The organism is Flavobacterium sp. ZB4R12 (assembly GCF_048276375.1).
Lineage (GTDB): Bacteria > Bacteroidota > Bacteroidia > Flavobacteriales > Flavobacteriaceae > Flavobacterium > Flavobacterium gawalongense.
Window position 1 is genome coordinate 17,145 of sequence record NZ_JBLNKS010000005.1, and the last position, 14,846, is coordinate 31,990.

The 14,846-nt window shown below is 35.2% G+C and carries 12 protein-coding genes; all 12 read right to left on the bottom strand.

The window, feature by feature from the left end; genetic code table 11:
• Positions 1–5 precede the first annotated feature (5 nt).
• Positions 6–1,220 carry an MFS transporter gene (locus tag ACNO7W_RS04670; RefSeq protein WP_417937218.1) on the bottom strand — a complete coding sequence of 405 codons (1,215 nt, stop codon included), beginning with the start codon at positions 1,218–1,220 and terminating at the stop codon, positions 6–8.
• 97 nt (positions 1,221–1,317) lie between these two features.
• Positions 1,318–1,626, bottom strand: coding sequence for a DUF202 domain-containing protein (locus ACNO7W_RS04675; RefSeq protein WP_417937219.1), 309 nt, complete (start codon positions 1,624–1,626; stop codon positions 1,318–1,320).
• 282 nt (positions 1,627–1,908) lie between these two features.
• Positions 1,909–2,178 carry a rhodanese-like domain-containing protein gene (locus ACNO7W_RS04680; protein ID WP_417937220.1) on the bottom strand — a complete coding sequence of 90 codons (270 nt, stop codon included), beginning with the start codon at positions 2,176–2,178 and terminating at the stop codon, positions 1,909–1,911.
• A 311-nt stretch (positions 2,179–2,489) separates the two neighbouring features.
• Positions 2,490–3,902: an MBL fold metallo-hydrolase gene (locus ACNO7W_RS04685; RefSeq protein ID WP_417937221.1), complete on the bottom strand. Its 1,413-nt coding sequence runs from the start codon at positions 3,900–3,902 to the stop codon at positions 2,490–2,492.
• Between the two features lie 148 nt (positions 3,903–4,050).
• Positions 4,051–4,848, bottom strand: a complete 798-nt coding sequence (locus ACNO7W_RS04690) for a sulfite exporter TauE/SafE family protein (RefSeq protein ID WP_417937222.1) — start codon at positions 4,846–4,848, stop codon at positions 4,051–4,053.
• Positions 4,849–5,264: 416 nt separating this feature from the next.
• Entirely contained in the window at positions 5,265–6,149 is an 885-nt protein-coding gene (locus ACNO7W_RS04695; RefSeq protein WP_417937223.1) for a ribose-phosphate pyrophosphokinase, read from the bottom strand.
• Positions 6,150–6,238: 89 nt separating this feature from the next.
• On the bottom strand, positions 6,239–7,747 hold the full coding sequence (locus tag ACNO7W_RS04700; protein ID WP_417937224.1) for a thymidine phosphorylase family protein: 1,509 nt from the start codon (positions 7,745–7,747) through the stop codon (positions 6,239–6,241).
• A 162-nt stretch (positions 7,748–7,909) separates the two neighbouring features.
• Entirely contained in the window at positions 7,910–9,124 is a 1,215-nt protein-coding gene (locus ACNO7W_RS04705) for an efflux RND transporter periplasmic adaptor subunit (RefSeq protein WP_417937225.1), read from the bottom strand.
• A 2-nt stretch (positions 9,125–9,126) separates the two neighbouring features.
• Entirely contained in the window at positions 9,127–10,374 is a 1,248-nt protein-coding gene (locus tag ACNO7W_RS04710; RefSeq protein ID WP_417937226.1) for an efflux RND transporter periplasmic adaptor subunit, read from the bottom strand.
• Positions 10,375–10,376: 2 nt separating this feature from the next.
• On the bottom strand, positions 10,377–11,630 hold the full coding sequence (locus tag ACNO7W_RS04715) for a TolC family protein (protein ID WP_417937227.1): 1,254 nt from the start codon (positions 11,628–11,630) through the stop codon (positions 10,377–10,379).
• Positions 11,617–13,554 carry an efflux RND transporter permease subunit gene (locus ACNO7W_RS04720; RefSeq protein ID WP_417937228.1) on the bottom strand — a complete coding sequence of 646 codons (1,938 nt, stop codon included), beginning with the start codon at positions 13,552–13,554 and terminating at the stop codon, positions 11,617–11,619. Before ACNO7W_RS04720 ends, ACNO7W_RS04715 begins: the two co-directional genes overlap by 14 nt.
• On the bottom strand, positions 13,551–14,846 hold the full coding sequence (locus tag ACNO7W_RS04725; RefSeq protein ID WP_417937229.1) for an efflux RND transporter permease subunit: 1,296 nt from the start codon (positions 14,844–14,846) through the stop codon (positions 13,551–13,553). Before ACNO7W_RS04725 ends, ACNO7W_RS04720 begins: the two co-directional genes overlap by 4 nt.

The following is a 14,846-nucleotide window of genomic DNA, read 5'->3' on the forward strand; positions in this document are numbered from 1 at the left end:
GCCCTTTATAAATTGTCTTTCGGCATTCGGATTTCAATAATTAGGGACGATACAATAGTGATAACTCCTATTAGTATAATAGCATAATTTACTCCAAATAAATCGGCTGTTATTCCTGAAATAATGGCGCCTATGGCATACCCTAAATCTCTCCAAAGTCTGAATGTACCAATACTTTCGGCTCTTTGATGCGGATTTGTCGCCTGCGCGATAGCGGATAAAAAAGTAGGATAGACCAAGGCTGTTCCAAATCCCAAAAGTGCTGAAATGATGGCTAACAGATAGAATTCTTTAGCAAAAGGAATAAAAAGTATCGCTATTCCTTGTAATAACATTCCCCAAAAAAGCATCTTTTTTTTCGAATAAACATCAGACATTTTTCCGGTAATCAATTGTCCAAAGCCCCAAACAGTAGGATAAATGGCGGTAATCACACCAATGTTTTCAGAATCGTAGTTCAAAGAAAGTAAGACGATAGGTAAAAGTCCCCAAATCATTCCGTCATTCAGATTATTGACTAATCCTGCTTGTGTTATGGCACTTAACGTTTTGTTTTTGAAAGTTGTTTCTATAAAGATATTTTCCAATTTTTCGGTTTTATTGGTCGTATTTTCTTTGGTTACAAATATTCTTGTGTCTTTCACAAAAAACAAAGTCAATAAAAAACCAATTATGGAAATTCCAATTCCCAAGTAAAAGGGGTAGGGGGTAATTCCATATTTTTGGGCAATATAGCCTGAAAGAAAAGCGACTAATCCAACGGCAAAATAACCGGCAAATTCATTGAGTCCCATCGCCAGTCCGCGATCTTTTTCTCCAACCAAATCAATTTTCATAACCACCGTACTACTCCAAGTTAGTCCTTGGCTAACGCCCAACAGAATATTGGCAAAAATTACCCAATTCCACGAGGCTGCATGTATCAAAATAAAGGGAATAGGTATGGCGAGAATCCACCCAAATAAAAGTAAATTTTTTCTGCCGAAACGATTCGCCAACTTGCCCGTAAAATAATTGGTTATTGCTTTTGTAATCCCAAAGGCAATTATAAAAGATAAAATAGCCGTTTTTGAAGCAATGCCAAATTCAATCTCGGCAAACTTTGGAATAATAGTTCTTTCCATTCCTATCATTCCGCCAACAAAGGCATTGACGATGACCAAAATGGTAAATTGTTTCCAATTTTCTTTCAGCCCAAGTTTGGTTGTATTTGTTTTCAACTGTGTGTGGTTTTTTTAAGTTCAAAAAATAGTTTCGTGTTTTTTAAACCGATTGCTAGTTTAGAAAAGGAGTAAAGGCAAAAAAAGAGTTGCGTTTTTATAACTCGTAATATTCTAATTGGTAATCACCAATGTGTTTTTTGTTTTCGGAAATGGATTTTTTATGCTTGAAATAGTTGAGCGTCCCGAGAATAAAAATCACAAACGAAGTGATGAAAAGTGCGATTTCAATAAGTAAACTATTTTCTACTTTTAATAAATTTCGCAAACTCAAACCCGCAATCAAAAAATACATTGACGTTCTCAAAAAGGCAAGAAAAGTTGATTGATTGGCCAGTACAGTGCGCTGTAATGCTAACTTTTCTCTTAAAATTAAGTCTTTGTTCATTGCTTTTTTCGCTTCCATGTCATTTTATTTTTTCGAATTAATTTCAAAAGGTAGTTCAGTAGTCTTTGTTAAATACAAAGGAATACATCCAGTAGTATTCTTTCCAAAGCCCCTCAAATTTACCCCTTTATTTAAAATCAATTTTAAAAATTAAACTTTTTTAGGTGATTTCACAAACAGATTAAAAATTAAACCGCCTATTATTCTTATCAAATTTCGATTTCTAAACAAATAATTGTGCAGTTTAAAACAAATACTTTTTTGTTTTAAACTGCACATTATTTTAATATTGCCTGAAATTTATTTGTTTAACGCTTCATTGACATCTTGCCAAGTACCACCATTAGTGACATTGGTAAAACCATTTTGTTCCAAAATCAATTTGGCTTGACCGCTGCGATTCCCGCTTCGGCAGAAAACAATGATTTGCTCTTTTCCTTTAAATTTTGCCAATTGGTTTGCTACTTGGTCCAAAGGAATGTTTGTTGATCCTTTTACATGACCTTCTGCGAATTCTGCTGGTGTGCGAACATCTACAAGGAACGCCCCTTCTTTTATTAATTTTTCCATTTGTGTTGTATCTTTTTTAGAAAACATATTTTTGAAAATTCCAAACATGATTTATAGTGTTAGTATTGCTATTATTATATGACTATCCGTAATGCGGACTAAAATCATTTCGAATACAATTTTCGTCGTTTGTACATTTATAAAGCATAAATATTAGCCCACAGATTGTACAGATTATACCGATTTACACGGATTTTTTTACTTGGTGAATCAAACTGTTATTTAAATCTGTGCAAAATCCGTTCAATTCGTGTTATCTGTGTGCCATATTTTATCCTTTGGAACATATTGCGGACTGTCATATATTATTATTATAATACTTTGCTTTGGCAAACGAAATCAGTTTTAGGAACAGTAGTTTTTGCTATCGCTCCAAAACCACCTTCAATTTCTGTGAAGTTTCTGTATCCTCGTGCTTGCAAAATAGATGCAGCCATCATACTGCGATACCCTCCGGCACAATGCATGTAAAAATGTTCCTCTGGATTAATGTCTTTTACCCAGTCATTGATATACGCTAATGGTCGGCTGTAGGCTTCATCAACGTGTTCCGCTTCATATTCACTTTCTCTACGAACATCGATTATTTTGCTTTCGCCAATTTTTACTTCTTTTGCGAATTGTTCCGCAGTGATGCGATTTACAGTATCCACTTCAAAACCGGCTTTTTTCCAAGCTTCAAATCCACCTTCTAAATGTCCTATCAAATTATCAAATCCAACTCGTGTTAAACGGGTTACAGTTTCTTCTTCAAATCCTGGTTCAGTGACTAGAATAATCGGTTGTTTTACATCGGCAATCAGAGCACCCACCCAAGGAGCAAAATCGCCATTGATACCAATGTTTATCGATTGTGGTACATATCCTTTTGCAAAATCACCATTCTTTCTGGTGTCTAAAATCAAAGCGCCGGTTTCTTCCGCAACAACTTCAAATTCTATCGCATTGATCGTTCTCATTCCGTTATTGAAAACATTTTCAAAGCTTTCAATTCCTTTTTTGTTCATAGCTACATTCATACCAAAATAAGCAGGTGGAGGTAATAAACCTTCAGTAACTTCTTGTACAAATTCGGCTTCAGTCATATTGGCACGCAAAGCATAATTGGTTGCTTTTTGTTCACCAATGGTAGAAACGGTTTCTTTGCTCATGTTTTTTCCACAGGCAGAACCCGCACCGTGAGCTGGATATACAACTACATCATCAGCCAAAGTCATTACTTTGTCTCTTAACGAATGGAATAATATTGCAGCCAATTCGTCTTGTGTCATATGAGCCGCTTTTTGAGCCAAATCAGGACGACCTACATCACCAATAAATAAAGTGTCCCCAGAGAAAATCGCATGGTTTTTTCCGTTTTCGTCTATGAGCAAGTATGTGGTACTTTCCATGGTGTGACCAGGTGTGTGTAATACTTTTATTTTGATGTTTCCAATAGAAAATTCTTGATTGTCTTTGGCAGAAATGAATTCAAATTCTGGTTTTGCATTGGGTCCATATACAATTGCAGCGCCAGTTTTCTTACTCAAATCTAAATGACCAGAAACAAAATCAGCGTGAAAATGGGTTTCGAAAATGTATTTCAATTTTACTCCGTCTTTTTCCAGCCTCTTCATATAAGGTTCTGTTTCACGTAGTGGATCAATAATGGCAGCTTCACCATTTGAAGTAATATAGTAAGCACCCTGTGCTAAACATCCTGTATATATTTGTTCTATTTTCATAATGAGATTAATTTTAATGTTTTTATTATAGTCCAAAATTAGTATTCGATTATCATAGTATCAGTAACTAATGTCACACAGCAGAAAAAAAGTCGTTTTGTTTTTAAATGTTTAATATTGAATCAGTTATTTTTTATAAAATAGTATTTTATTTTAGAAAAAGTTCTTTGGTTATAATGTAAATTCCCATCACTAAAACAAACCAACCAAAGGCAGGCTTAAGTTTATTGCCATCAATTTTTTTAGATAATGCTGTACCCACGAAAATTCCAACAATCGCAAATGCCGAAATGATAAATAGAAACTGCCAATTAATACCATTTTCTCCACCTTCTCCAAAGAAACCAATCAAAGATTTAGCAGCAATAATTACTAATGAAGTTCCAACGGCTTCTTTCATAGGAAGTTTACTTAAAATCACTAATGCGGGAATAATTAAGAAACCACCACCAGCACCTACTAAACCGGTGATAACTCCAACTATAGCACCTTCAATAAGTATGAGCGGATAATTGAATTTTTGTTCTTCAGATTTTTCTTCTATATTTTTTTTATCTTTTTTAATCATGCTGTATGAAGCTGCAATCATTATTACCGCAAAAAGCAACATCATCAAGAGGTTTTTGGTTACCATAAAATCACCAACAGTAAATACTTCTTTTGGAATGGCGGGGACGATTAAAGCTCTAGTTGTAAAAACGGCAATGATTGAAGGAATACCAAAAACAGTAGCTGTTTTGATATTTACTAAACCTTTTTTGAAATATCCAACCGTACCTACAGCACTTGTAAGTCCTACAATAAATAGCGAGTAAGCCGTTGCCAAAACAGGTTCAATGGCAAATAAATAAACTAATACCGGTACTGTAAGAATACTACCACCACCGCCAATTAGTCCTAATGCAACGCCAATGAGTATTGACGAAAAATAACCTATATATTCCATAATTGTAAAATTTTATACTGCAAAGATTGTCAGTTAAAATTTTTCGTACAGTAACATTTATCACATAGGTAACTTTATTTTAAAAAAATGAATTTTTTGGGAAGTAAATAAAAATAAAAAATACTGTGGGTTAACTCATCTAAGAGTTTAATATTTATTTTCATTACAAAGTATTGATATTTAATTAGTTAATAATTGGGTAAAAAAGGTAATTATGGGTCTTTTTAGTACCACTATTGAGATTTGTTTTTTGAAATGTGCTTTAAATGATGAAAATTTTGTTTGAAATCATTCAAAACTTAGTTGCGATGAATATTCTCAATGGGGCGGCACAATAAGAATAGCTGTTTGTTTTCAAGTTGCCACTTCGTAACTGTCTCACTAAAATTAATAACCATCATCTTTTCCTACCAACGTTATTTTGTACGGTTGATCGATATGGAAATAATTTCATCAATTTTTATTCTGTTCGATTCATGCGGAATAGTATTACATGTTATCACTTTATCTGCTCCCGCAAAGAACAAATCGGAATAGGCATTATTTGCAAAAATTCCGTGAATACCTATGCAAACTGGTTTTTTCATTCCTACATTTTTTAAATGACCAATAGTCTCAATCATAGTTCTGGCAGTAGAGATAATATCATCTACTAAAACCGGAGTATACTCTTTATACTTCTCGACATCCGGAACTGATATTTCTACCTCTTCATCACCTCTTCTTATTTTTTTAAGAATAATGAAAGGTGCCCCTGCTTGATGAGCCACTTCGGAAACCCATTGTTCGCTTTCACTATCTGGACCAACTAACACAGGTTTTTCAATATCGCTGAGAATCCATTTTGAAATGAGATCTGCAGCATGAATTACAGTGGTTGGAATAGTATATATTTCAGACAGGGAGCTTCTTCTGTGCAGGTGAGGGTCAATAGTAATGAGTGAATCAGCAAATGACGAAATGAGTTTTGCAAAATAGGATGAAGTGACTCCTTCTCCCGGCTGAAAGCGTTTGTCCTGCCGCATATAAGCAAGATAAGGCACTACAATACAGATGGATTTTGCGCCTAATTCTTTTGCGGTTTGTGATAAATAAAAGAGAGGCAATAATTTTTCATCAGGATTATTTAGTGTACAAATCAGTAGTACTTGCTTGTCTGATACATCGGATTCGATTTTGATATAGGTTTCACCATCGGGAAATTGGCGGATAATTGCCTTGCCTAATTCAGCATTACATTTTTCAGCTAAAGATTTAGTCAGTGCATCATTTCCGGGTAAAGCAAAAAAAATTTTTTTCATCTGTAGCTAATATTTGTTTTTTAAAGGAATATGGAATTCGTATCTCTTCATTAGTTTTTGCATCGAGTTTGCCTAATGCTTATTTCATCTTAAACAATTTTGATTATAGGGTTTACAGATTTTAAATAGTCAACAGCGTATTGTAATTCTCCTTCCGATTCAGAATAAATGGTGAAGAGTGTCTGTTCTTTTTCTATTTTAGTTCCAATGGGTGAATTGAAATAAATTCCAGCCGAAGGAGATCGAGGAGCACCTGAAAGTTTGGCAATCTTCGCTAATTTTCTATTGTCGATGGCAGCTACAATTCCTGCAATTTCTGATTTGATTTCGATTTTATATTTAGCAAATTTTGGTTCAGTAATTCCTCCCTGTGCCAAACAGATTTTTTCAAACTTGTTATACGCTTTACCGCTTTCCAGAATTTGTCTTGCTTCCGGAACTCCTTTTCCTTTTTCAATTTTAGTTGATAATTCCAGTAATGTTCCTGCAATCAGCAATGATTTTTCTTTTAAATCATTTGGAGCATCCTTCCAATTTCTCAATACTGCAAGTACATCCATTGCTTCCAATGAAGGGCCAATCCCTTTCCCAATGGGTTGTGAGCCATCGGTAATTAATACTTCAATATTTAATTTTATAGCATCGCCAACGGCTTTGAAATAATATTGCAGTTTCAATGCTTCATCGTGTGTTCGTACTTTTGCCGTTTCCCCAAAAGGAATTTCAATAACGACATGTGTTGAACCTGCGGCAGCCTTTTTTGAAAGTACGGAGGCAATCATTTGTCCTGAGCTGTCAATGTCTAAAGCTTTCTCCACGGCGATTAGAATATCATCGGCCGGACTTAATTTTGCCAAACGTCCCCATGCAAAGCATCCGCTTTCCTTTTTTACTACCTCCTTTATTTTTTCAATGGATAGATTCACAATAGTTATTGTTTCCATTGTATCGGCTGTGCCCGCAGGAGAAGTGATGGCGCGCGAAGATGTTTTTGGAATTGTCAGTCCTGCCGCTGCAATGATTGCTACTACTATTGGAGTTGTCCGGTTTCCAGGCAGGCCACCAACGGAATGTTTATCCATGATGATTTTTTCGTCCCATTTTAATTTTGACCCGGAATCAATCATTGCTCTGGTAAGCCATGTGATTTCCTCCAAATCCAGATTGTCCCCGGCACATCCGGCAATGAAAGCAGCTATTTCGATGTCAGAATAAAGGCCATTGGTTATATCATTGATGATTTTACGGTAGGCAGTTTCATCAATTTTTTTGTGATATATTTTTGCACGAACATCGCCCAATGATTCAATCGGTTTAAGATGTGATACTGTAATTAAATCCCCATCTTCAACATCGAGACGCTTTAATGCTATATCGGAAAGTCCAGCTTCATTTTCCTGTAACAATTCAGAATGTACTACGTTTAGCGTTGCAACGATACTTTTTTCGTTGTGGTGAACAACGAGTCGTGTAAGTGCCGTAAACCCTTCAGATCGACAAATATCACAGTCGATTAACATGTAAATATTATTCTCTCGGTACGTGTCTATTCCAAGAGACTTTACTTTTAACGGATTTGAATGATCATGGTGTTTCATTATTGCATCGTTTTTATCATTGTTATGTAGCCACTGGCGAGGGTAATGAAACTGAAGCTACAATCCCATAAATAAACTTCAATTTTTTTTCAACTTTAGAAAAACAAATATCACAAGCCATTCCGGTAATGGTGTAGGTGTGTCATTTTTATATTTTAAACATTACATTTCCATTCCCTCCATAGGGTCGCTTCCTTTGCGGAATTTATATTCACTGTTTATAGCATACGCTCCAGTGATGACAACTTTTTTGTTTATATCTATTTCCGATTTAATTTCAATCATACCATTTATTTCCACTCCTGTTTCCACCATTAGGCTTTCAAATACTCCTGGTCTTTTTTCAATCCAGATATAAGAAGCATTTTCTTCTCGAATTACGGCATCAGTTGGAATAAATAATCCTGTTATATTAGATTGTGTCAATTTTGCAATGGCCTGCATCCCGGGTTTTAACAGCAAATTTTGATTAGGTATTTCCATTCGAATTAAAAGCAGTCTGGTGTCTGGATTTATTTCAGGATTGATAAATGAAATTTTTGCATTTATAGTTTTATCAGGAAAATCGGAAAATGAAACTTTGGCGTTTTGCCCAAGGTGCACGCTTTTCGCATAGTTTACGTTTACTTGTGTTTCAAGCCAGAGACTATTTAAATCTGTCAATTTAATTATACCGGCACCTTCCATTGCATAACTGCCTTCTGTTGCTATTATCTCTGAGATAGTTCCACTGCTAGTACTGTAAAAAATAGTGTAAGGAGAAATTTCTTTGGTCGATTTTATATTTTCAATTTGGGCATTGGATAAACCAAAGAACAATAGTTTTTGTTTGGCAGCAATGAGCATAGTACGTGCATTTTTCCCAAAATCACCTGGCATGGTAAGTTGTTTGTATGCTGTAAAATAATCGTGTTTGGCTATGGCAATATCTTCACTATACAATTGATATACTGGTTCGTTTTCAGCAACATAATCTCCAACCGTTTTGAAGTATAATTTTTCAATTCGTCCCATCGCTCTAGCTGAAATGGTATTGATTTTCTCTTGATTAATTGTTAAAACTCCTGTATAATTTTGCTCTAAACTGCTTTGAGTTGTTGCTATAGTTTCCGTGGTGATATTCCCCAATTGTAGCTGCTGTTTACTCAAGCTTATTTCGTTAGCTTCCGTATCGTCATTTTTCATTGGAGTTAATTCCATGTGACAAATGGGACATTTTCCCGGCTTGTCTTCTTTTACCTGTGGATCCATAGAGCAGGTGTAAAAAATAGTTTCTTTATTTTTATGTGCGCTATGTTCGTCTTTGTTTTTAGTATTGCAAGCAATAAATACTGTAAATAGTAGTAATAGAATACTATTGTTTTTTATCTTTTTCATCTTTACTCGGTTTTAATAAAGCTTTCACTATCAATTAAATATTGCGCATTTTTAGCAATGGTATCTTCAACGGAAATGCCGTCTATAATTTGGACAAAACCATTGACTTCAATTCCCGTTTTTATTGCTGCTGCTTTAAAGCCATTATCCATTTTTATAAAAACTACTTTTTTGTTTCCAATACTCACCAATGCTTGTTTTTGTAACCAAATGGCTTTCATCGGATTTGTTTCCACAATGCCTTGTAACCGCAAACCAATGGGTAATTTCAGCGTATTGTTGTTTAAATAAACCCGAATTCTATTGGATTTATCCGTTGGATTAAATTGTGTTTCAATAAAATTTACTTTGGCAGTAATGGTTTCTTTTTCATTTAACTCCGAGGAAATGCTAATAGGCTGGTTCATCTTAATCAGACTATTATAACCTTGCAAAACATTAAAGACAGCCCACACTTTATCTGTATTTATCAATTTGAAAACGATTTCATTTTTTTTAATATAATCTCCTTCTTTTACATTTAAAGGTTCCGTGGTTGTGTTCGGATTTTGCATGGAGTCATCTGTGCTTTTGACCATACTTTCCGTTCCTTGTACAATCCCAAATGCCGGACTATATATAGAAATTACTGGGTTTGTTCTTTTGGCTGAAGCCAATGCATTTATTTGGTTACCACTCATTCCATAGAGCAATAATTTTTGCCTTGATGCTTTTATAATCGACTGGTTTTCTGAATCATTGACAATCAAATAGATAAAATTTTGCTGTTCCGTGAGTAATTCCGGGCTGTATAAATCAAAAAGCTTTTGTCCTTTACTTACTTTTTGGTATTTATAATTGACATACATTTTTTCTATTCTTCCACTTATTCGTGCAGCAATGTTTACTGATGAATTTGGATCGTAAGCCACGATACCGGGCAAATTTATCTCACTGATTAATGTAGTATCTTTTGCTGTTGTGGTTTGATAATTGCCCACTATAAAATTATCGGTAGGCTTTAAAAGGTTTTCAATGGAATTGCTTTCCACAGCATGATTGTTGCTTACTTTTTTTACTAAAATCATTCCACAAATAGGACAATTACCCGGTTTATTCCGAATAATTTCGGGGTGCATGGGACAGGTGTACACTTCTTTTTGACGCTGATTTTCTACTGGTTCATTTGACTTTATTGCAAAGAAATATATTGCCATTCCAATAATTGAAATTACTGTAACTACCAAACTATATTTTAAATATCTGTTCATAATTATTTAGTTTCCAGTTGTTTTTCGATTTCTACTTGTGCATTCAAAATAGCTTGTAATTTATCTAGTGCCTCTATTTGAGCCATATTCAATGCTTCCCAGGCATCGAGAGCAACAAACAAATCGCCAGTGTTATTTTGCCAGGCTATTATTGCGGTATCATAATTTCTTCGCAAGGCCGGAATGATGCTTTTTTCGGTAATATCATATTGCTTTTTCAGGTTTGTCAATTCTGTATTCATACCCGAAATCATCCCTGATGCTTCATTCAGAATCATTTGTTTTTGCCAATTAAGGCTTTCGTTTTTTATCTGAAAACTATTGATGTTGGCTTTATTCATTTTCGACGACCATGGCATAGGGATAGTAACCATTCCCATTAAAGAGAATTGCTGTGGTTGTTGTCCAAAGGCAAACATGTGGTCATATTTAATGCCAAACTCTGGTAATAATTTTGTTTTTTCGGCTTCTATTTTTAGATGGTTTAACGCAATTGTTTTTTCAATGGCTTTAACGTCACTTCGGCTTTGGGAAAGTGATGTTGTATCTGATTTTATCAAATCAAAATCATTTAATTTATAGGTTTCATCTATTTCAAACAAAGTATTTTTATCTCTAGCCATCAAGGTATTTAGCATAATTCGCTTCTGGGAAATATCGTTTTGTAACATTACAATCATACTTTGTAATGCGCTGTATTGCGATTTTGCTTTGTAATAGGTTGGTAATTTATCCATATTGTATTGGTAGCGTATCTCCATACTCTTAATCATATAGCCTAAAAGCAATAAATTATCGTCGGCAAATTGCATTTTTTTATTTAACACCAGCCATTGATAATAATTCGTTTTTGCTAAAGCATTTAATTGATTAATAGTATAGTTTTTGTTTTCTTTCTCAACTGAAGACATTGCACTCATGTAGTTGTAATCTGCCTTTAGTTTTTTAGAATTTGGTATCATTTGCGTAATTCCCAGCATATAATTCCCCATTCCAGGAAACATATCGTCTGCTTTCCACATTTTTGCATTGTAAGGTGTCATAAAGAAACCTGTTTCCACTTGTGGAGGCATCCAACTTCTAGCTCCTTTTGCGGCGGCATCCATACTTTGAATATCGGCATCATACATTTTAAATTGTGGATTATTCGTTTTGATGTTTGTCAAAACTTCTTCCAACGAAAGTGTTTGAGCCACTAAATTTGTAGTGCTTAAAATCAAACAACTTATGGCGATATAATATTTATTCTTTAACATCTATAAGATCTATTTTACCTTTTGTTTTTAATTCGCGTAGTTTTACCATTTCAAAAACAACAGGGGTTACCAATAATACATAAATAGTTGAAGTAATTGTACCTCCAATGAGTGGAATAGTGATAGGGAGCATCACATCGGCACCAGTTCCTGTTGCCCAAAGAATGGGTATTAATCCAAACAGCGAAACGGAAACCGTCATTAGTTTTGGTCTCAACCTTTTTGCTGAACCATCAATAATATACTGTCTTAAAATAGCTTCAGAGATAGTTTCTCTGCTATTGCCATATTTTTCTACCATTTTATTCATGGCTTCATTTAAAAAAATGGTCATTAACATGGCTGTTTCTATTGCCAGTCCAAATAGTGCTATAAAGCCAACTGCCACTGCCACCGATAAATTGATGCCATAAAAATAGACCATAAATATCCCGCCAATTAGGGCAAATGGTACTGTTATCATAGTAATTAAAGCTTCTTTCATTGAATGATATCTGAAGTATAAAACAAGAAAAATGATACTAATAACAATCGGCAAAATCATACGAAGTGTTTTGTTGGCTCTGATTTGGTTTTCCCATTGCCCGCTCCATTCCACATAATACCCTTTAGGCATTTTAGTCATCATTTCGTTCAATTTTTTCTGCGCTTCTTTTACAGTACTTCCTAGGTCCCGCTCGCGAACATTAAACAATACACTTCCTCGAAGCATGGCATTTTCGCTATTTATCATGGGTGGCCCGTCACTTATTTTTACATCGGCAACGGTTTCTAATGGAATTGGTCCAAACTGCATGGTTTGTATTTGCAGTTTTTTCAAGGCTTCCAAGCTATTTCTGTATTCTTGTGCATATCTCGCATTTACAGAAAAGCGCTGTCTTCCTTCGATAGTTGTGGTTAGTTTCATTCCTCCAATTGCAGCTTCGACAACGCTATTCACATCGTCAATGGTAAGTCCATACCTGCCAATTGCCTCCCGTTTTGCTATTATGTCAATATATTTCCCTCCTGTTATTGGTTCTGAATATAAATCTTTTACTCCAGCTGTGCCCTCTAGTGCTTTTTTAATTTTTTGTGATAAAACATCTATCGTATCTAAACTTGCTCCGTAAATTTTTATTCCCACATCGGTTCTAATACCTGTTGAAAGCATATTAATTCGATTAATAATGGGTTGGGTAAAACCGTTAGTTACACCGGGCATTTGCAGCTTATTGTTTATTTCTGTTACAATATCATTTTTATTTTTGCCTTCTCTCCATTCGTGTTGGGGTTTTAGTAAAACAATTGTTTCAATCATGCTTATGGGGCTATTGTCGGTCGCTGTATTTGCCCTGCCGGCTTTTCCTAAAACATGAGCAACTTCGGGTATCGATTTTATCAGTTTGTCTTGGACTTGCAAAATTCGTTTTACTTCGGAATTTGACACATCGGGCAAGGTGACCGGCATAAACAAAATGGAACCTTCATCCAAAGGAGGCATAAATTCTGATCCCAGACGCGTAAACATCAATACGCCAATTAGCAAAGCAATGATATTTAAACCCAACAATGATTTTCGCCATTTCAAACAAAAAGTCAGGATTGGAGTATAGATGCTTTCCAGTTTTCTGTTAATTGGATTTTTTGCTTCTGGGCGAAGTCTGCCTTTGAGTAAAAAACTAATTAAAACAGGCGTAAGTGTAATGGTTATAAAGGCATCAATAATGAGTATAAATGACTTTGTATAAGCCAATGGGCTAAACAACTTGCCTTCCATACCCGTAAGAAGAAATACCGGTAAAAAGGAAGTAATTACAATTACGGTTGAATAAAAAGCACCTGGCCCCACCAATTTGGAGGAAGCCTCAATTATTTTAAGTTTTTCTTCTGAAGATAACGGGTCGTGTTCTTTTTTGAATATTTTTTTTAGAAGATTTTTCATTTTTCAATCGATTGTTGATTACTATCCATTTCTTCCTGTTTCTCTGAAATATTCCGATACGCATTTTCGACCATCACAATACCGTCATCAACCACAACACCTATGGCAAGAGCAATACCGGTTAGTGACATAATATTGGACGATATCCCGAAAGCCTCAAGCAAAATAAACCCAATCGAAACGGATATCGGCAACTGTATGAGGATGATTAAAGCGCTTCTCCAATGAAAAAGAAAAATAAGAATAACAATAGAAACGGTAATCATCACTTCAATCAAAGTGCCTTTAACAGATTCGAGAGCTTGTTCTATTAGTTCGCTTCTGTCATACGAAATTTTAAAAGAAACCCCTTCGGGCAATCCTTTTTCGACTTCTTTCATTTTTTCTTTTACCGCTTTTATCACTTTATTGGCATTTTCGCCATAGCGCATCACCACGATTCCGCCGACTACTTCACCTTCACCATTTTGATCAAAAATTCCAAGACGCAAATCGCCACCCATTTGTACGGAACCAATGTCTTTTACTCTTACAGGAACGGCATTGTAATTTTTAATGGCAATATCTTCTACATCTTTTATGTTTTTGATGTAACCCAATCCCCTCACAATGTAGGCCATATTGCTCATTTCAAATTTTCTTCCGCCGACATCGTTGTTGTTTGCCTTTACGGCATTCATCACTTCCATCATGCTTATATTATAATACTGCATTTTTAAAGGATCTAATACCAATTGGTATTGTTTTTCAAAACCACCAAAGGAAGCCACTTCAGCCACGCCGGGAACGGTTTGTAATGCAAATTTCACATACCAATCCTGTAAAGCCCTTTGCTCTCCTAAATCCATTCCTTTTGCATCTAAATGATACCAAAAAATATGTCCAACCCCTGTGCCATCGGGGCCCAAGGTTGGGACAACATTTTGGGGTAATAATCGTTGCGCATAATTTAATCTTTCCAATACACGAGTTCTTGCCCAATAGACATCTGCATCATCTTCAAAAATGATATAGACAAAGCTCATCCCAAACATAGAAGCACCACGAATGTTTTTAATTTTTGGAATTCCTTGAAGATTAGAAACTAAAGGGTAGGTCACTTGGGCTTCGATAACCTGTGGGCTTCTTCCCATCCATTCCGTAAAAACTATGACTTGATTTTCTGATAAATCAGGAATGGCATCAATAGGGTTTTGTTGCACACTATAAATACCCCAACCAAATAAACAGGCGGAAACAAGCAGGACAACAAATCGGTTTTTTAATGAAAATGATATTAATTTTTCGACCAT